The organism is Tritonibacter mobilis, assembly GCF_001681715.1.
Lineage (GTDB): Bacteria > Pseudomonadota > Alphaproteobacteria > Rhodobacterales > Rhodobacteraceae > Epibacterium > Epibacterium mobile.
In genome coordinates this window covers 239,457-258,531 of record NZ_LNWY01000012.1, presented here as the reverse complement: position 1 = coordinate 258,531, position 19,075 = coordinate 239,457, and the positions used below count along the sequence as shown (strand labels likewise).

The following is a 19,075-nucleotide window of genomic DNA, read 5'->3' as shown; positions in this document are numbered from 1 at the left end:
TCTCACATCAAACCCAGCCGCAGCAGCATGTCTTCCTCTTGTGGCGGCAGCGGAGAGGCTTTTTGCAATTGCGCGCGCATCGCCTGATAGGCAGGCTGCGCCAGAAGCTCATCGCGCCGCGCCTTGTGGCGGGCGACGCAATCCGCATGCAGGCGGGCGATCTCCGGGTCGGATTTCATTTCATCCAATGCAGCTTGCAGCGCAGGCAGCAGCCGCAGGATAGAACGATCCTCCCAGGCAGGATCATTCCTCTCCCGCCAGTAGGTATCGTCAAAGGTGCGGTTCTCACGGTTCACATCGCCACGATCATTTTTGACCAGATAGCTGTCAAGCGCGCGCAGGGCGTAGTGATTGAGCGTTGCCAACTGTCGCGCGCCTTTGGCTGGGAACTTGCGAATGCGGCGTGGGTTGGCCGCGACCAGAAATTTCTGCGGCACTTGTCGTCCGCCGCCATCGCACCAGCGTGGGCGTACATCTGCGCCTTTCCTTATAAAGGGGCGATGCGCGCCATAATACCCCAGTGGGAAATCCCTGCGGGTCAACGTCTTCACCTCGATCGCGGTTTCTCCGCACCAGATGTCTGGGTTATGGCAGCGGGTGAATTGATCAATGACCGGACGGTCAGAAAAACTCTCAACGCCACCATTGGCAAAAAACTGGAATGAAAGCGAAATCGCCTGTGGGTTCTGGCAGGCCTCAATCAGGGCAGGGATCGTGTGATCGCCCACATGGATGTTCAGGAACTCGTCCACATCCGCAATCCAAAGCCAATCGGCCTGCTGTACAATGGACTGGTGGGCGCAATCTTTCAGCGCCTCCATCTGATAGGCGCGCCCCTTTGCCGGGTTGGGCAGATGCATGACACCGCCACGCGCTGCCAGCGCATCCAAAAGCGCATCAGTGCCATCGGTGCAATCGTTGGAATAAAACAGGAAATCCGTCACGCCAATCAGGCGGTTATACGCGATCCATTCCAGCAGGAATGGGCCTTCGTTTTTGACGCAGGTCACCGCAGTGATGCGCATTGTCCTGTCCCTCTTTGTGCTCCACGCCCCAGATGAACGCGTGGATCGTGCCTCTTATCGCCTGCAGGGGTGTTTTCTCCCCACCCGTTCAGCCGGGGTTCTTGGCGCTGGTGTTGTCGCACCCTGCAGGCGGCGGCGTCAATCTGTCCGGCGTCAAAGCCCGCAATATGTTGCATCACCTCCGCGTTGAGGCTGCTTGACGCAAGGGGGGCGGCCATGGCCTCTTGGCAGAACCTGAACCAAGAGGCGCGCCGCATGACACAACAGGCAGAATTTCAGTCGATTGATGCCGTACAGGCCGAACTTGCACGGGTGGGATATATCTGTGGCAGAGCCTTGGCGACGGTGGTGTTTTTATCTGCCCGCCTCAATCGTCCGTTGTTCCTTGAAGGGGAGGCAGGCGTTGGCAAGACAGAGATTGCCAAGGCTCTCTCAGCCCTGACAGGGCGTCCCTTGATCCGGTTGCAATGCTATGAGGGGTTGGACGCGGCGAGTGCTGTCTATGAATGGAATTTCGCGGCGCAAATGGTGGCGATCCGCACCGCAGAGGCTACGGGCAATACAGACCGTAAGGCGCTGCAGGACGAACTCTTTTCAGAGGATTACCTGATTGCCCGCCCGCTGTTGCAAGCGATGCAACCAGACCCGCGCGGCGCACCGATCCTGCTGATTGACGAACTTGATCGCACCGACGCGCCTTTCGAGGCGTTCCTGCTCGAAGCACTCTCTGATTTTCAGGTGAGCATTCCAGAACTGGGCACCATCAAAGCAATTGAGCCTCCGATGGTGATCCTTACGTCAAATCGCACCCGCGAGGTGCATGACGCCCTAAAACGCCGCTGTCTCTATCACTGGGTGGATTATCCTGATTTTGAACGTGAGCTTGAAATTCTGCACGCACAGGTGCCGCAGGCAGCGCAGACCCTCAGCCGCGAGGTGGTGGCCTTTGTTCAGGCGTTGCGCACGGAGGATCTGTTCAAAAAACCGGGCGTGGCAGAAACCATTGACTGGGCCAATTGCCTGCTGGCGCTTGATGTTGTGAACCTAAGTCCCGAGACCATTGCCGATACCTTGGGGGCCTTGCTGAAATACCAAGATGACATCGCCCGACTGCAAGGCTCCGAGGCCAAACGTCTGCTCGATCAGGCGCGGGCATCACTCGAGGAGCGCTGATATGTCCTTTCATCTTTTTTCAAATACCTTGGGGGTGTGGGGGCAACGCCCCCACGATGGGTGATGGCAGAGGTCCCAACCCTGAGTTTGCCGGAAAATCCCAAACTGGTTGCAAATATCACCCATTTCGCGCGCGCTTTGCGCAAGGCGGGTCTGAATGTGGGCACCGGACGCGTGATGGATGCTGTGAAGGCCGTGACTGCCGTGGGCTTTACCTCTCGACGAGACTTCTACTGGACCTTGCACGCCTGTTTTGTCTCGCGCCCCGAAGAGCGCGCGGTGTTCGCGCAAGTGTTCCGGCTGTACTGGCGCGATCCGCGATTTCTGGAGCATATGATGGCGGCGATGCTGCCCGCGATCCGAGGTGTCCAGGAAGAGCGCAGCGCAAAACCTGCGGAAAAACGTGCAGCGGAAGCATTGCTGCAAGGACAATTGCCCGATGATCTGCCTCAGGATGCGCCCGAGGGCGAAGAGATCAAGATAGATGCGACCATGACGCTCTCGGCTGAGGAGCGGCTTAAAACGCTTGATTTCGAACAGATGAGCACGGATGAAATCGCAAAGGCGAAACGTATGCTCGCGCGTCTTACATTGCCGATCAAACCCTTAAAAACGCGCCGCCATCTGCCGTCACCGCAAGGTGCGCGGGCGGATTGGCGGCGCACGATGCGCGGTGCCTGCCGCACGGGGGGCGAAATCCACCGGATCGCCCGAACGCGCCGGGCGGAGCGATTTCCAAACCTTGTTGTGCTTTGTGATATCTCGGGCTCCATGAGCCAATACAGCCGCATGGTGCTGCATTTTCTGCATGCTTTGATCAATGCACGCGAGGCCCATCGGCGGGGGCGCGGGCGCTGGGCGCAGGTGCATGGGTTTACCTTTGGCACCCGGCTGACCAACCTTACCCGCCACTTGCGCCAACGCGATGTAGATGCGGCCCTCGCCGCTGCAGGCGCTGAGGCGCAGGATTGGCAGGGCGGCACTCGGATTGGAGCCTGCCTGCATGCATTCAACCGTGACTGGTCACGCCGGGTAATGGGGCAGGGTGCTGTGGTGGTGTTGGTCTCGGATGGGCTTGACCGGGAGTACCCGGTGGATTTGGCGCGCGAGATGCAGCGTTTGCAGCGCTCTGCCAAGCGGCTGATATGGCTCAACCCGCTCTTGCGGTGGGATGGATTTGCACCACGCGCGCAGGGCATTCAGGCGATGCTGCCCCATGTGGACAGTTTCCGGGCAGGTCACAACATTGCCTCGCTTGAAGATCTTGCAAGTGTTCTCTCTCGGCCTGAGGATACCGGCGAGAAGGCTCGTCTTATGGCATTGATGCAAAGCACAGAGGCTCAAGAGTTTCTGAGTTGAAGCGATTTATCCTTGAACTTCTGACCTTTAGAACCATGATTTAAAACACATTCAGGCACCGGGATTTCCGAGATGACATCTGGCACCAACACCGACAGCGAACCTGCACCGCAGTCCCGTTTCGACAATGCACCTGAGCTTGCACTGGCGTGGCACCGCGCAGGGATTGGTGCGGTGCTGTGTACCGTGGTGCAGACGTGGGGATCTGCCCCACGACGCACGGGATCGCAACTGGTGGTTGGCGGGGATGGTCGCGTCGAGGGATCCGTCTCGGGGGGCTGTGTCGAAGGTGCGGTCATCATGGAAGCGCAGGAGGCGCTGGAGCGGGGCAGCCATACGCTACTGGAATTTGGCGTCAGCGACGGTGACGCCTTTGCCGTGGGATTGGCCTGCGGCGGCACCATAAAGGTTTTGCTCGAACCCGTTGGTCACACCTTGGCTGAGGACACGCTGGAGGCGTTGGTTCTGGCGCGCAATGAGCGCCGCCCACTGGCCTATGAGGTAAGCCTCGCGAGCGGACAGGGTCATTTGGTCAATGCTGCATCCTACCCGGAGCGCATGCGGATGGATCGCTCTGGCGTTGAAGACGATGGAGAGACCTTTGTGGCGATCCACAACCCGCCTTTGCGGGTGATTGTGGTGGGGGCGGTGCATATCGCGCAAGCTTTGGTGCCGATGGCGCGGATCGCGGGCTATGATCCCATTATCATCGAGCCGCGCGCAGCCTTTGGCACTGCCGAGCGGTTTCCGGGCGAACGTATCGTGGATGATTGGCCAGATGAAGCGGTGGAGCACCTTGGACTGGATACCCGCACTGCTTTGGTGTTGCTCACGCATGATTCAAAGCTTGACGATCCGGCTCTGATGGCGGCCTTGCGAGCAGAGTGTTTCTACATCGGCGCGTTGGGGTCTAAACGCACCCACGGGCAGCGGCACCAACGCATGATTGCCGCAGGTTTTATGCAAGAGGACATTGCCCGTATCCATGGCCCAATCGGACTTGATATCGGTGCGGCAAGCCCGGCAGAAATTGCGGTGTCCATCCTTGCCGAGATGACGGCGGTGCTGCGGGGCAAAGCGGCATGAAATTCGGGCCGGTTCCGGTGCGCGAAGCTCTTGGTGCGATTGCGGCGCATTCAATCCGGGCCACCGCGCGCCCCTACGCGCTGCAACTCGACTATAAGATTGCCAAGGGTACGGAACTGACCGCAGATCATATCGAAGATCTGATCGAGGAAGGTCATAGCGAGATTGTCGTAGCACGGCTTGAATCCGGCGACGTACACGAGAACGACGCGGCCCTGCGTTTGGCGCAGGCTCTGGTGCCTGACGCGGACGGACAAGGATTGCGCATATCGGGTGCGGGCGCTGGACGTGTCAATCTTTATGCGCTGAACTCTGGCGTGTTGCAGCTGGATGTCAGCCAGATCGCGGCGGTGAATGCGATCGATCCGATGATCACCGTGGCGACAGTGCCAGATTATCACCGGGTTGATGCAGATGGCATGGTCGCGACGATCAAGATTATCTCATATGCGGTGCCTGAAACGCATCTGGACCAAGCGACGGCTGCGGCGACGGCTGCGCTTCGGGTGCGATCTCCGGTTTATTCATCGGCTACGTTGATTGAAACACGGGTGACGCAAGAGATGCCGTCCGGCAAAGGGCGCGCTGCGATGGCGGGGCGTCTAGAACGGATGGGTATGATGCTGAGCCCACGCGTGGTGATCCCGCATCATACCGCAGAGATTGCCACCGCACTGAAGGACGCGCCGGGCGAGGTTCTGTTTGTCCTCACTGGCTCTGCGACATCCGATCCTATGGATGTGGCACCAGAGGCACTGCGCATGGCAGGGGGGACGGTTACACGATTTGGGATGCCGGTTGATCCGGGCAACCTGCTGTTTCTCGGCCATCTTGGCGAGAAACCCGTGATCGGCCTGCCCGGATGTGCACGCTCACCTGCGCTCAACGGGGCGGATTGGGTGCTGGAGCGGGTGGTCTGCGGTATTGACGTGACGTCGGCGGATATCGCCGCGATGGGCGTGGGCGGTCTGTTGAAGGAAATCCCGACTCGGCCGCGGCCACGGCGGGATGGGGAGTAACACCAAGGACCGTACCTGACCCTGGGGAGGCGGGGGGAGGCAAAAAGCGCCTTCCCGGGGGAAGATCAGGCGCTGTCCGACCTCTCGGTCGGACGAAGCATGCAAATCCGCAATCTCCTTCGCCCTCCCTTGCCGCATAAAATCCTCGCGCCATCTTCTGACCCGTGATTAACTGATCTCAGCCAGATAAAGAATTTCAAGCTAGGGAGGAATTTATGACGAAGGTCTCGATGACCGTGAATGGCACCCCCATGTCCGGGGATGTCGAAGGTCGTACATTACTTGTGTCATTTCTGCGGGATAAGCAGGGGCTCACCGGTACCCATGTGGGCTGCGACACCAGCCAATGCGGAGCCTGTGTTGTCCATGTGGACGGCAAGGCGGTGAAATCCTGCACCATGCTGGCGCTGGAGGCCGAAGGGGCGGAGGTTGCCACCATCGAGGGGCAGGCGGCTCCTGACGGCACACTCAACGCGATTCAGGCGGCGTTTCAGGAACATCACGGGCTTCAGTGCGGATTTTGCACGCCCGGCATGGTGATGTCGGCAGCGGCGCTGCTGAAGGAGAACCCAAAACCCTCCGAGGCTGAGATCCGCCATTATCTGGAGGGCAACCTCTGCCGTTGCACCGGCTACCACAATATCGTCAAGGCGATCATGGCAGCCTCCGGTCAGGATGTCTCTGCCATCGCAGCAGAGTGAGCCAAATTCGCATCAAAAATGAAGATTATCCATGCAATAGCGTATTGGGTCCTGCTCGTAGGACTCGGAGTTGGAATCCAGCAATTTTGGACAGGCTTTGTCATGACACGCATAGATTATGCGTCTCATTATCAGCAGTCCTTAGAGTTGGTGGGAAAAGCTCTGATGGTAATCGTCATTGCGGCCATTGCAGCATACACGCGCAGAAGATCGAAAAATAGGCCAGACCAAGATGCATCTAACAACTGAACTTTGTCGTTCACAGGGAAGAGGAGCCCGGTGAGACGATAAAAGTCCTCAAGGGAGGAAGTCAGAATGCCTAAAGATATTGACGCCAAGGAGAGCGGCATCGGCGCCGCCACCAAACGGCGAGAAGACATCAGGTTCCTGACGGGAACCGGCAATTACACCGACGACATCAATGTAAACGGTCAGGCCTATGTGCATTTCTTGCGCTCGGATGTGGCGCATGGGCGGATCACCTCGCTTGATACTTCTGCAGCTTCGGCGATGCCTGGCGTGCTGCGGGTGTTCACCGGCGCGGATTTCGAAGGCGTTGGCGGTCTGCCCTGCGGCTGGCAAGTGACCGACCGCTTTGGCGAGGTGATGCAGGAACCGGCGCATCCGGTGCTGGCGCAGGGCAAGGTGCGCCATGTGGGCGATCCCATTGCCGCAGTGGTGGCTGAAACCGCCGAATTGGCCCGCGATGCCGCCGAGGCGATTGAACTGGAGATCGACGAGCTGCCCGCCGTGATCGACATGAAGGCGGCGCTGCAGGACGGCGCGCCCAAGGTGCATGACGATCTGACCTCCAACCTCTGCTATGACTGGGGCTTTGTAGAGGAAAACAAGGAGGCGGTGGCCAAGGCCTTTGACGCCGCCGCCCATGTCACCACGCTGGAGCTGGTCAACAACCGTCTGGTCGCCAACCCGATGGAGCCGCGCGTGGCGGTGGGGGATTTCAACCGCGCCACCGGCGAAAGCACGCTTTATACCACCAGCCAGAACCCGCATGTGATCCGGCTCTTGATGGGGGCCTTTGTGCTTGGCATCCCGGAGCATAAATTGCGCGTGGTGGCCCCGGATGTGGGCGGTGGCTTTGGTTCTAAGATATTCCACTACGCCGAAGAGGCGTTTTGCACCTTTGCCGCCAAGGCGCTCAATCGTGCAGTGAAGTGGACCTCCTCGCGGTCCGAGGCCTTTATGTCCGACGCCCACGGCCGCGATCATGTCACCAAGATCGAACTGGCGCTGGACGCAGACAATAATTTTACCGCGCTGCGCACGGAAACCCATGCCAACATGGGGGCGTATCTGTCGACCTTTGCGCCCTCGGTTCCCACCTGGCTACATGGCACGCTGATGGCGGGCAATTACAAGACGCCGCTGATCTATGTGAACGTCAAGGCGGTCTTCACCAATACGGTGCCTGTCGATGCCTATCGCGGCGCTGGGCGACCCGAGGCGACCTTCCAGCTGGAACGTGTCATCGACAAGGCGGCGCGAGAGCTGGATGTCGACCCCATAGCGCTCCGGCGGCAGAACTTTGTCACCGAGTTCCCCTATGCCACGCCTGTGGCGGTGGAGTATGACACCGGCGACTATGTGGCGACGATGGATAAGCTCGAAGAGATCGCGGATATTGCAGGCTTTGCCGCGCGCCGGGCCGAGAGCGAAAAGGCGGGCAAGCTGCGCGGACTGGGGGTCAATTGCTATATCGAGGCCTGCGGCATCGCGCCCTCGAACCTCGTCGGGCAATTGGGTGCTCGGGCAGGGCTCTATGAGAGTGCGACAGTACGCGTCAATGCCACCGGCGGCATCGTGGTGATGACCGGCAGCCATAGCCACGGGCAGGGGCATGAGACGTCCTTTCCGCAGGTGATTTCCGAGATGATCGGCATCCCCGAGGATATGGTGGAGATCGAACACGGTGATACCGCCAACACACCGATGGGCATGGGCACCTATGGCTCGCGCTCCCTTGCGGTGGGCGGCTCTGCCATGGTGCGGGCAACAGAGAAGATCATCTCGAAGGCCAAGAAGATTGCCGCCCACCTGATGGAGGCCGCGGATGCCGATATCGAGCTGAAGGACGGGAAGTTCTCGGTTGCGGGCACGGATAAATCCGTGCCTTGGGGAGATGTGACGCTCGCCGCCTATGTGCCGCATAACTACCCGCTGGAGGAGATCGAGCCGGGCCTCGAGGAGACGGCGTTCTACGATCCCGCGAATTTCACCTATCCGGCGGGGGCCTATGCCTGCGAGGTGGAGGTTGACCCCGATACCGGGAAGGTCACCATCGAACGCTTTGCCGCCGCCGATGACTTTGGCAATATCGTCAATCCGATGATCGTCGACGGTCAGGTGCATGGCGGTCTGGGGCAAGGCATCGGTCAGGCACTCTTGGAGGGCTGTGTTTATGACGAAGATGGTCAGCTCTTGTCGGCGTCGTTCATGGACTACGCCATGCCACGCGCCGACGATGTGCCGTTCTATCAGGTGGATCATTCCTGTCAGACGCCCTGCACCCACAATCCGCTGGGGGTGAAGGGCTGCGGCGAGGCTGGGGCGATCGGCTCGCCGCCGGCAGTGGTCAACGCGGTGGTGGATGCGCTGCGCTCCGCTGGCAAGGATGTGACCCATATCGACATGCCACTGACCCCCGCGCGGGTCTGGGCGGCGATGCAAGGTTGAGACGGCGGAGCGGGGGCCAGCCCCCGCACCCCCGGGATATTTATGAGAAGATGAAGGAGCCCAAGGGCGATCCTTCGGAAAGGAAGAGCGATGTATGAGTTTGAATTCGCGCGACCATCGAGTGTCGCGGAGGCCGTCGCGGCACTGAGCGAAGAGGATGCGCAGGCGCTGGGCGGCGGGCAGACTTTGATCCCGACGCTGAAGCAACGTCTGGCGATGCCGACGACCTTGGTGAGTCTGGGCGGCATCTCTGAGTTGAAAGGTATTTCTGCCTCGGGACGTGAGGTGGTTGTGAAAGGTGGCACCACCCATGCTGAGGTTGCGGAAGGTGCGAGCGCCTATCCGGCACTGGCCGCGCTGGCCGGGCAGATTGGTGATCCAGCGGTGCGCAACCGGGGCACCATCGGCGGATCCCTGGCCAATAACGACCCCGCTGCCTGCTATCCGGCGGTGGCCCTGGCGTCGGGCGCAACCATTGTGACCAATGCCCGCGAGATTGCGGCGGATGACTATTTCCAAGGTATGTTTACCACCGCCCTTGAGGAAGGTGAGATCATCACCGCCGTCAAATTTCCGGTGCCGGAGGTGGCGAATTATCAGAAGTTCCTGCAACCGGCGTCGCGCTTTGCCATGGTTGGCGTTTTTGTCGCCAAATTTGCGGATGGCGTGCGGGTGGCGGTTACCGGCGCGTCTGAGGAGGGCGTGTTCCGCTGGGCGGAAGCCGAAGCGGCGCTGTCGGCCAATTTCAGCGCCGATGCGATATCCGGCCTGACCGTTGAAGCTGAGGGCATGATCGGTGACATCCACGGCACCAAAGAGTATCGCGCGCATCTGGTCGGCGTGATGACCAAGCGGGCGGTGACTGCGACGGGCTAACCCCGTCGCAGCAGTTTCGGAAAAAATAAAAAAGCCTCCCCCAAAATCTCGGGGGGAGGCTTTTTATTCGGATTTTCGTTCAACCGGCTCAAGAGCGGTCGATGCGCATTACTTCGTCGGAAGCGGGCCGATCATCATGATCATCTGACGGCCTTCCATCTTTGGCATATTCTCGACCTTGCCGAGTTCCTTGATGTCTTCGGCCACGCGTTGCAGCAGTTCACGACCAAGGTTCTGGTGTGCCATTTCGCGGCCACGAAAGCGCAGGGTGACTTTCACCTTGTCGCCGTTTTCCAGAAACTTGATCACGTTGCGCATCTTCACGTCATAGTCGTGGGTATCCGTGTTGGGACGGAACTTGACCTCTTTGACCTCGATGATCTTCTGCTTTTTGCGCGCTTCGCTTTCGCGTTTTTGCTGTTCATACTTGAACTTACCGAAGTCCATGATCTTGCAGACCGGGGGCGTGGCATTGGGCGAGATCTCAACAAGGTCGAGACCAGCCTCTTCGGCCATCTGCATCGCCTTTGCGGGATGCACAACGCCTACGTTTTCGCCTTCTGCACCGATCAGGCGGATTTCGGGAGCGCGGATTTTGTCGTTTACGCGCGGGCCAGTGTCACGGGTCGGCGGCGCGTTATGAGGTCTGCGAGCTATGGGTTCTATCCTTTGATAATTGCAGAAATTTGAGCCGGGAATTTAATCGGTGTCTCACAGTCTTGCAAGCCGGAAACACAAGGGTTTTTGCGATTGGCAAGAGATTTCACGCACAAGTCGGATGTGCTGGCAAAGCATGGCCGAGGGGAGCGTGTGCAAGGACTTCCCCCTTGTTGTATCCGTCAATTAAGCAGAAGTACATCTGCAATCCGTCCCACGTCGGGACGTTAGCATGGAAGGATATTGCCATGAAAATCGCAGGAGTGGGCGCAGCAATTGGTTTGGTCGTGGTTGCAGGTGCCGTGTGGTATTTGAACCAGCCAGACGAACAGGCCGTGACTGACACACCGGCTGAGGTTGCAAATGAGGCAGCGCCTGTCGTTGCTGAAGAGACCGAAGCTGCTGAAGTCGAAACCGGTGAGGCCGAGGCCACCGATTTGCAAGAACAGGCTGAGGCGGCAGCAGAAGAAGCAGCCACCACGGTTGAGGAAACGGCACAAACCGTTGCCGACGAGGCTTCTGAGGCAGTTCAGAGCGCGACAGAGGCCGCTTCTGACGCGGCAGGAAATCTTGTGGATGGCGCGACTGAAACCGTCGAGGCGGCCCAAGAACAGGCCACCGCAGCGGTTGAAGCAGCACAGGAAGGCGCTGCAACAGCCGTGGAGGGTGCCGCCGCCGCGGTTGAGGCCGCACAAGAGGGGGCAGCCAGTGCTGTAGAGGCCGCTCAGACAACAGCGTCTGACGCGGTGAACGCTGTGACCGAAGGGGCGAGCGATCTGGCCACTGAGGCGCAGACTGAGACGCAAGATGCCGCGCAAGCTACAGCAGATGCGGTCACCGAGGCCGTCACGCCGGAGACCACAGCAGACGCCACCGCAGAGGCAGAAGCTGCAACGCCTTCGGAGCTTTTGACGCCCGAAGGGTTCAACTACGACCGCGTGATCGAACTGATTGATGGCTCGGAACTGGACCCGCTGAAAAAGACCGCCGTGAAATCGGCGATCACTCAGGCGCGCGACAATCCAGAGCTTTTGAAATCAGCCCTGCAGGCAGCGCGTTCCGCACTGGGTCTCTGAGACTTAGGTCTTAGGACAGAGCGCACAATGAGACGCCCCGAGTTTTCGGGGCGTTTTTTTTGTGTGGGTGTCAGGGTCGGACTTGCAAAGGAAAACGCCCCCGCAATTGATTTGCGAAGGCGTTTCAAATTCAGGTTGCGTGATCAGTAATCAGTCGAGGAAGGCCTTTTCCACCACGAAATGCGCAGGTTTGGAGTTCGCGCCTTCTTCCAGACCGTAGGTGTTCTCAAAGAGATCCTTGAGTTCGAGGTTGAAGGCAAGGTTGCCGCAGATCATCGCACGGTCGCTTTCCGGGTTCAGCGGCGGCACGCCCAGATCGGCAAAGGCCTCGCCCGAGCGCATCAGGTCGGTGATGCGGCCCATTTTGGCGCTCTCTTCACGGGTGGTGGTGGGGTAGTATTTGATCTTCTTCCAGAAGCCCTCGCCGATCACCTCATTCAGAAGCTCGTCGTCCTTCAGGCTCTCGATCAACTCCCGGCCATAGGTCAGCTCACCGGCCTCGCGGCAAGTGTGGGTGATGATGACCTCGTCGTAATCCTCATAGGTCTGCGGTTCGCGCAGCAGGGACGCAAAGGGCGCAAAGCCGGTGCCGGTGGCAAAGAACCAGATCCGCTTGCCCGGAAGCAGTGCATCATGCACCAGCGTGCCGACGGGTTTGGGGCGCAGGATGATTTCGTCACCCACCTTGATGTGCTGAAGCTTCGAGGTCAGCGGGCCGTCCTGCACCTTGATCGAGTAGAACTCCATTTCCTCGTCCCAGCTCGGCGATGCGATGGAATAGGCGCGGAGCAAGGGCTTTACCTTGCCGGTCTTTGGGTCGGGGTCGTTCATCAGGCCGATCATCACGAATTCGCCTGAGCGAAAGCGCAAGGATGCAGGCCGCGTGCAGCGGAAGGAAAACAGCCGGTCGGTCCAGTGCTTGACCTCCGTTACGGTCTGGGCGTCGGGCAGGGCGGGTTTGGCCTTTGCAGGCGCGGCAGCTTCGGTCACAGGCTCACTCACGGGCGAAATCTCGTTCATCATGTCTCTGCCAGCGGGGATAGGCCGGCACCTCTGATTAGTCTTTGATCCAAGTCAGGGGAACCCCCTCTGCGGCAATCTTGCGCAGGGTGTCGTTCCCACTGGTCCAGCACAAAGGGCTGCGGGCCGGGAACGGGGCGGGGCCTGACGGCGATGTCGTGGGGCTGGCTTAGCGCGCGGCGTTTGATTGCGCGCGCAGGCGGGCCTGATAGTTGTGGCTTTGCCAATTGGCGCGGAACAACCACTCGCCTTCGGGCTGGCGGGTGGCGAGATCGTCGGAAATCTCCACCTCGTCAAAGCCAACCCGGCGCGCCATTGCGTATTGATCAGAGATCACATGGCCATGCGCGCGCAGACGCCCCTGATATCCCATCAGGCGCAGCATCCGTGCAATGGTAAATCCGCGTCCGTCGGCAAAAGAGGGGAAATCCACCCGGATCATCTCTACGCCGTCCAGTTGGTCTTTTAGTGTGGCAGGATCCGTGTCAGACGCCAGATCGAGCACATTTGCCCCCTCAAAGCCGCCGGTCCAGTCATCATGGGCAAAGCCCGCGTCGGTTACGATAACGCTCATATCATTCAAGCTCCTGTACGGACGAATTTGCCATCCACAACGTGAATGCCGCACTCGACTTTGTTCTGGTTGCGCCAGCGGCCAGCGCGGGGGTCTTCGCCTTCTGCGACCGGGCTGGTGCAAGGGGCACAGCCGATCGAGGGATAGCCCTTTGCCACCAGCGGGTGCCGGGGCAGGCGGTTTTCATCCATATAGGCGCGCACATCTTCGGGTGCCCAGTGGGCCAGCGGATTGATCTTCATCCGCCCCGTTCCGTCCTCGACCTCAAAGAAATCAAGCGCGGCGCGGGTGCCGGATTGGAACCGCTTGCGACCGGTGATCCAGCCGTCATAGCCCGCCAGCGCCTTTTGCAACGGGATGGTTTTGCGCAGGGTGCAGCAGGCATCGGTGTCGGAAAACCTGAGCGCGCCATAGGGGTCTTTTTCAGCGATATCATCGGCTTTGATGACGCGCACATTCTTTAGCCCCAGACGCTCGCTCACCTCCTGTTGGTAAACCAGCGTTTCGGTGAACAAGAGTTCCGTGTCCACAAACAACACTGGCACCATCGGGTCGATGACGGCGGCCATATGCAAAAGCACGACCGATTCTGCGCCAAAGGAGGACACCAGCGCGATGTTTCCAGCATCACGCAAAGCGCCTTCCATCACTGAGGTGGCCGAGTGGTGTTTGAAACGCGCATTGAGCGCGGCCACTTGTTCGGCCAGGGCCTCCTCGCTGCGCGGGGCAGCGGGGTGACCATGGATATCATGGTCGATGCGGGTCATGGCTCAGGCCACCTTTTTCTCTGCTGCCGGGTAGAGCGCCGCCTTAAAGGGCTCCATGCCGACGCGGCGATAGGTTTGAAGGAATTCCTCCTCCGCACTCTCGCGCTGCTCCAGATAAGTCTCCACGATGCGCTCTACTGCGGGGACGATTTCGTCATAGGCAAAGCCGGGCCCGGTGCGGGTGCCGATCGCTGCCGTTTCGGTCGCGTCACCACCTAGCGTGATCTGGTAGTTCTCGACGCCTGCGCGATCCAGACCGAGGATGCCGATATGGCCGACGTGGTGGTGTCCACAGGCGTTGATGCAGCCAGAGATCTTGATCTGCAGATGGCCGATATCATGCTCCATCTTCAGATCCTCGAACCGGGTGGCGATCTCCTGCGCGACGGGGATTGAGCGCGCGGTGGCCAGCGCGCAGTAATCCATGCCGGGGCAGGCGATGATGTCCGAGATCAGCCCGATGTTGGCGGTGGCCAGATCGGCGGCCTTCAGACGCGCATGGATCGCGGGCAGGTCGTTCTTGTGCACATGCGGCAGGATCACGTTCTGCTCGTGGCTGATGCGCAGCTCGCCATAGGCGAACTCTTCTGCAATATCTGCCATGGCGCGCATCTGATCGGCAGTTGCATCGCCCGGCGTCGCGCCGTGTTTTTTGATCGAGATGGTTGCGATGGCATGCCCCGGTGCCTTGTGCGCGGCGAGGTTGGTGTCGGCCCACGCGCGAAACACCGGATCGGAATCGTAAGCTGCGTCAAAGGCCTCGGTGCCACCAGTGCGGAACTCCGGCGCAGCAAAGTGGCGCTTGATGTCCTGGAACAGCGCCTGATCGGCACCGCCAAAGGTCGTGCGCACTTGGGCAAAGCGTTCCTCGGTCAGCTCGCGGATTTTCTCCAGACCCAGCTCGTGCACGGTGATCTTGATGCGGGCCTTATATTTGTTGTCGCGACGGCCCAGCTGGTTCCAGACCGAAATCACGCTCTCAATGTAGGGCAGCAAGTCATCGGCGGCGACAAACTCGTTCAGAACCTTGCCAATCATCGGGGTGCGGCCAAGGCCACCGCCCACCAGCACCTGATAGCCGATCTCGCCGTCGTCGTTCTTGACGATCTTTACCGCAAGGTCATGCGCTTTCAGCACCGCGCGATCGTTGGAGGCGCCAGACACCGCGATCTTGAACTTACGGCCCATGAACTGAAACTCCGGGTGATCAGTGGACCACTGGCGGATCAGCTCGGCGATGGGGCGGGGGTCTTCGATCTCATCGGCGGCGGCACCGGCGAAATGATCTGCGGTCACATTGCGGATGGTGTTCCCAGACGTCTGGATCGCATGCAGGTTCACCTCTGCGAGCGCGTCCAGCATGTCCGGCACGTCCTTCAGCTTTGGCCAGTTGTACTGGATGTTCTGACGGGTGGTAAAATGACCATAGCCCTTGTCCCACTTCGCCGCCAGCAACGCCAGCGCGCGCATCTGATCGGGATTGAGCGTTCCATAGGGGATCGCCACCCGCAGCATATAGGCGTGCAGTTGCAAGTAGAGACCGTTCATCAGACGCAGCGGCTTGAACTCATCCTCAGTGAGGGCACCGTCGATGCGGCGTTCCACCTGAGTGCGGAACTGGCGGTTGCGTTCGGCGAGGAAGGCGGAGTCGAAGTCGTTGTACTTATACATCTGCGGTGGCCTCCAGTTTGGCTTCTTGCTTACCGTGGGCATAGTTCGAGGGACCGGTGCGCCGGAAATCCTCGCGGAAATGGGTGGGTTCGGGACCTTGCTCGCCCGCTTTTGCGTCGGCGAGATAGGCACCAACGGCGATTTGCGGCTGGCTTTGTGCATCAAGAAGGCGCAGCTGCGCCTCCGCCTCATCGGTGATCAGCTCTGCGTCGCGCAGGTCGCGGGTCCAGTTGCCAGCGGTGGTGAGATAGATCACATCGCCTTCCAGCAGGTCGTTGGCGGTGACGACTTTGGGGGTGAATGCACGGGCCATCAGGCAAGCTCCATCTGAATTTCGGTGTGGGCGGCAGACGCGGCACGCGGCGCCAGCCCAAGGAAAGTAAGCGCCGGGCCAGCAAAATTCGCTGCGGCCAGATCGGCGGGCAGTTGATCGAGAGTCGTGGCGAGCACGCGCTGATCCGCGCGCGAGGCGTTCTCCACTACGGTCACGGGCGTCGCGCGGTCCGCACCATGCATCAACATGCGCCCCTGCACGAAGCGGGCAGATTTCTTGCCCATATAGACGGCGGCCACCTCGCCCGGACGGGCAAGCTGCGCCCAATCATGATCGACAAAGCCCTTCATGTCGTGCCCGGTCAGGAACCGCACCGAGGAATTTCGCCCCCGCTGGGTCAGGCTCTGCCCGATGGCGGCGACTGCAGCCGAGGCAGCAGTGATGCCCGGAAAAATTTGGGTGTCCACATCAGCGGCCTCGCAGGCCGAGAGCTCCTCGTCGAGACGGCCAAAGATGGTGGGATCACCCGATTTCAGCCGCAGCACCTTGAGGCCACGTTTGGCGTGATACACCAGCCGCGCGCAGATCTCTTCTTGTGCCATGGAGGGGCCAAAGCCCTCTTTGCCGACGTCTTCCAAAATGGCGTTGTCGTGGGCGAGCGCCATGATCTCTTCACTGACCAGACGATCATAAAGGATCACATCCGCCTCCCTCAGCGCCTTCAGCACCTTGAGGGTCAGCAGGTCGGCATCGCCCGGACCAGAGCCCGCAAATGCCACAACGCCCGGACACATCACGCCAGCGGCTCCCGGCAGGGGCGGCGTGAGGGGCGGGATGTAATGCGTGTCGCGGGGCATCTCTCGGTCCATTTTTTGCTGTTTGACGTGATTGTAGATATAGGAAATATTCCTCGCTCTGTGCTATATGGGCTGGGAAATAAGGACACATGTCTCACTGCATTTCGCCGTGAGGTCCGCGCGTCCTAAACTTAGGAGAATTTTGGAATGACAGTGCGGATCGACGCCACGGACCGGAAAATTCTGGCGGAACTCCAGCGCGATGCGGGGCAGTCGCTGGACGAAATCGCCAAGCAAGTGGGCAGTTCAAAGACGCCTGTCTGGAATCGTATCCGCAAGTTGCGCGAGGCCGGAGTGGTGGGCAACCAGACCATGATCCTCGATGCCGAAGCGCTGGGGTTTGAGGCCTGTTTCTTTGTTCTCATCCGCACGTCCGAACATGAAGCCGAGTGGCAGGCAAAGTTTCTCAAAGCACTGCAAGAACGCCCCGAAGTTCAGGAGGCGCATCGCCTTGCGGGGGATATCGATTACATCCTGAAGGTGCGGGTGAAGAATGCCCGGGCCTACGACAAATTCTATCAGGCGCTGATCTCAGAAGTGCGCGTCCACAATGTGACGGCTCTCCTGTCGATGGAGGAAATCAAATCCACCACCCATCTGCCACTGGCGCAAATCCGGGTCGATTAAGCGGTGATGAGCCCTGCGACATAGAGGAGGCTGTTTTTGTTCAAAGGGGCGATCCTGAGCGGCGCTTGATGTCGGACTTTTCGCATCTCAATGTAGTTTTGGCTCTTGCACCCCGCATGCAACCTCCATAGAAAGCGATACACACCAAGTGGCCGGACACCACCCGCCACATCAGGTGCAAAAGGCGGCGAGTTGGCGGAGTGGTGACGCAGCGGATTGCAAATCCGTGTACACCGGTTCGATTCCGGTACTCGCCTCCACAATATTCCAAGCAATGAGATGTCAGTCGGTTGGCTGTTAGTCGGTTGGCTGTTAAGTGGACACTCGCTCAGCCAGATGTGGCTTTTATTCCAGCGCCCATATGACCTCACTCAAACCCGCGAGTTTGGCGAGCCGCTTCAATTCCGCCTCGAGCTTGTCTGTGCGTTGTTTCGTCCGCAGGCGTGTGTCTTCGGTCCAAAACTTGGTCAGCGTAAGTGTGCCTTTTGCGCGGTCCCCTTTGACCTCTATTCGACCAACCATCCGGTTCCCCTCCAGCAAAGGGTAAATGTAATACCCCCATTTTCGTTTCATGGCCGGGACAAACATTTCGACGGTATAGTCAAAACCAAATAGCCTCGCGAGGCGCTTGCGGTCGCGAATGGCCGGATCGAACGGGTTGAGTATGCGCAGTCGGGACGTGGGGTTTTGCAGTGTTCTAATCCGCTCCTCGATATCTGCACAAGCCACTGCTTTGGTCCAGCTGCCATCTGCGCTTTGTATTTCAGTTTCGATCAGGTTTTTGGCATCACTAGTTCCCCAAGATTGGACTTCTGCTTTCTCGCAGGCCTCCCAGAATTTATGGATTTCACCTAAAGTTCCAAAACCAATCCTGTTAACTGCGGTGCGGCAGAGCTGGGTGATTTGCTCCGTGTCGCTGAGCTCGGGCATATCCTGCGGATACACGCGTTCGGCCAGGTCATAGTATTTGGTAAACCCGTCGCGATGCGATGTCGCCAATTCGCCAGAGTACCAAAGATAATCGAGCACCATCTTGTGAGGCGGACGTTTCCACATCGTCTTTTCGCCTGAAATTTTGGTCTCAAAGTCTTTTGTCGAGAGAGGGCCGTTTTCTCCAATCCGACGCAGAACCTCGTCGATCAGTTCTTGTTCGAGATACTTGCCAAACCAGTTTGAGCGACCGACTTGAGCTTTTTTGCGCGAGAATTGACGCTGCCACATGGGGAGGAATTCCATGGGCAAAACAGAAGCATCATGGGTGAAATGTTCAAACACCTGCCGTGTGCTTCGAAGCAAAGGGTCCAACATGTGTTCGCGATAGTTCTGATTGCGGCTCCACAGGATATGGTGATGGGCACGGGACACAACTTGAATGGTATCGAGTTGCACAAATCCCAGCTGTTTTATCAACTGCGGCGTGTCCAAGGGCCCCGTCGGAGCCTGCGCGAGACCATGCGATCCGAGCCACAGGGCGCGGGCGGTTTGATTGTCAATTTTTAACCGTGCCAATGCGCTGCACTCCTCCACGTTCTGGATTTGTTTCACAAACGAGGAGCAGGCGAAAGGCGTTTCATTTGAAATCTCACGTGATTCCGGCACGGTCTTGGGGGTATTGCTTC

At 59.2% G+C, this 19,075-nt stretch carries 18 protein-coding genes and 1 tRNA gene; 10 read left to right on the top strand and 9 right to left on the bottom strand.

Annotated elements, in window-relative coordinates; genetic code table 11:
* Positions 1–2: 2 nt before the first annotated feature.
* Complete coding sequence (locus UB90_RS12470; RefSeq protein ID WP_065326002.1) at positions 3–1,025, bottom strand: glycosyltransferase family 2 protein; 1,023 nt, start codon at positions 1,023–1,025, stop codon at positions 3–5.
* A gap of 255 nt (positions 1,026–1,280) precedes the next feature.
* On the opposite strand from UB90_RS12470, the gene UB90_RS12465 reads away from it, so the two are divergent.
* The 7 genes from UB90_RS12465 to UB90_RS12430 all read left to right on the top strand — a co-directional run bounded on the left by UB90_RS12465 (position 1,281) and on the right by UB90_RS12430 (position 9,933).
* Entirely contained in the window at positions 1,281–2,198 is a 918-nt protein-coding gene (locus tag UB90_RS12465) for an AAA family ATPase (protein WP_065326106.1), read from the top strand.
* A gap of 63 nt (positions 2,199–2,261) precedes the next feature.
* On the top strand, positions 2,262–3,557 hold the full coding sequence (locus UB90_RS12460; protein WP_065326001.1) for a vWA domain-containing protein: 1,296 nt from the start codon (positions 2,262–2,264) through the stop codon (positions 3,555–3,557).
* A gap of 72 nt (positions 3,558–3,629) precedes the next feature.
* Positions 3,630–4,643 carry an XdhC family protein gene (locus tag UB90_RS12455; RefSeq protein WP_065326000.1) on the top strand — a complete coding sequence of 338 codons (1,014 nt, stop codon included), beginning with the start codon at positions 3,630–3,632 and terminating at the stop codon, positions 4,641–4,643.
* On the top strand, positions 4,640–5,662 hold the full coding sequence (locus UB90_RS12450; RefSeq protein ID WP_065325999.1) for a molybdopterin-binding protein: 1,023 nt from the start codon (positions 4,640–4,642) through the stop codon (positions 5,660–5,662). Before UB90_RS12455 ends, UB90_RS12450 begins: the two co-directional genes overlap by 4 nt.
* 215 nt (positions 5,663–5,877) lie before the next feature.
* Positions 5,878–6,363, top strand: coding sequence for a (2Fe-2S)-binding protein (locus tag UB90_RS12445; RefSeq protein ID WP_009176305.1), 486 nt, complete (start codon positions 5,878–5,880; stop codon positions 6,361–6,363).
* 315 nt (positions 6,364–6,678) lie between these two features.
* Entirely contained in the window at positions 6,679–9,057 is a 2,379-nt protein-coding gene (locus UB90_RS12435; RefSeq protein WP_065325998.1) for a xanthine dehydrogenase family protein molybdopterin-binding subunit, read from the top strand.
* A 90-nt stretch (positions 9,058–9,147) separates the two neighbouring features.
* Positions 9,148–9,933 carry an FAD binding domain-containing protein gene (locus UB90_RS12430; RefSeq protein ID WP_065325997.1) on the top strand — a complete coding sequence of 262 codons (786 nt, stop codon included), beginning with the start codon at positions 9,148–9,150 and terminating at the stop codon, positions 9,931–9,933.
* 108 nt (positions 9,934–10,041) lie between these two features.
* Here UB90_RS12430 and infC read toward each other — a convergent pair whose 3' ends face one another.
* On the bottom strand, positions 10,042–10,590 hold the full coding sequence (infC, locus tag UB90_RS12425; RefSeq protein ID WP_039982787.1) for a translation initiation factor IF-3: 549 nt from the start codon (positions 10,588–10,590) through the stop codon (positions 10,042–10,044).
* Between the two features lie 248 nt (positions 10,591–10,838).
* Here infC and UB90_RS12420 point away from each other — a divergent pair, with 248 nt between their 5' ends.
* Positions 10,839–11,666, top strand: a complete 828-nt coding sequence (locus UB90_RS12420) for a hypothetical protein (RefSeq protein ID WP_065325996.1) — start codon at positions 10,839–10,841, stop codon at positions 11,664–11,666.
* 150 nt (positions 11,667–11,816) lie between these two features.
* On the opposite strand, the gene UB90_RS12415 is transcribed toward UB90_RS12420, so the two are convergent.
* From UB90_RS12415 to cobA, 6 genes are all read right to left on the bottom strand, one after another.
* Complete coding sequence (locus tag UB90_RS12415; protein WP_009177063.1) at positions 11,817–12,689, bottom strand: ferredoxin--NADP reductase; 873 nt, start codon at positions 12,687–12,689, stop codon at positions 11,817–11,819.
* A 166-nt stretch (positions 12,690–12,855) separates the two neighbouring features.
* A complete protein-coding gene (locus UB90_RS12410; protein ID WP_065325995.1) occupies positions 12,856–13,260 on the bottom strand; it encodes a DUF934 domain-containing protein in 405 nt (134 codons plus the stop codon).
* A 5-nt stretch (positions 13,261–13,265) separates the two neighbouring features.
* Positions 13,266–14,027: a phosphoadenylyl-sulfate reductase gene (locus tag UB90_RS12405; protein ID WP_065322039.1), complete on the bottom strand. Its 762-nt coding sequence runs from the start codon at positions 14,025–14,027 to the stop codon at positions 13,266–13,268.
* A gap of 3 nt (positions 14,028–14,030) precedes the next feature.
* Positions 14,031–15,698, bottom strand: coding sequence for a nitrite/sulfite reductase (locus tag UB90_RS12400; RefSeq protein WP_065325994.1), 1,668 nt, complete (start codon positions 15,696–15,698; stop codon positions 14,031–14,033).
* The gene (locus UB90_RS12395; RefSeq protein WP_065325993.1) at positions 15,691–16,011 is read right to left on the bottom strand and encodes a DUF2849 domain-containing protein; all 321 of its coding nucleotides are present in this window, start codon (positions 16,009–16,011) and stop codon (positions 15,691–15,693) included. The genes UB90_RS12400 and UB90_RS12395 overlap by 8 nt, the downstream gene beginning before the upstream one ends.
* Positions 16,011–16,829: a uroporphyrinogen-III C-methyltransferase gene (cobA, locus tag UB90_RS12390; protein ID WP_081285579.1), complete on the bottom strand. Its 819-nt coding sequence runs from the start codon at positions 16,827–16,829 to the stop codon at positions 16,011–16,013. The genes UB90_RS12395 and cobA overlap by 1 nt, the downstream gene beginning before the upstream one ends.
* Positions 16,830–16,976: 147 nt before the next feature.
* On the opposite strand from cobA, the gene UB90_RS12385 reads away from it, so the two are divergent.
* Both UB90_RS12385 and UB90_RS12380 read left to right on the top strand, forming a co-directional pair.
* The gene (locus tag UB90_RS12385) at positions 16,977–17,456 is read left to right on the top strand and encodes an Lrp/AsnC family transcriptional regulator (RefSeq protein WP_005647105.1); all 480 of its coding nucleotides are present in this window, start codon (positions 16,977–16,979) and stop codon (positions 17,454–17,456) included.
* Between the two features lie 186 nt (positions 17,457–17,642).
* Positions 17,643–17,716: transfer RNA gene (locus UB90_RS12380), tRNA-Cys, on the top strand.
* Positions 17,717–17,801: 85 nt separating this feature from the next.
* Here UB90_RS12380 and UB90_RS12375 read toward each other — a convergent pair.
* A complete protein-coding gene (locus tag UB90_RS12375) occupies positions 17,802–19,055 on the bottom strand; it encodes a winged helix-turn-helix domain-containing protein (protein WP_227512091.1) in 1,254 nt (417 codons plus the stop codon).
* Positions 19,056–19,075: the final 20 nt, after the last annotated feature.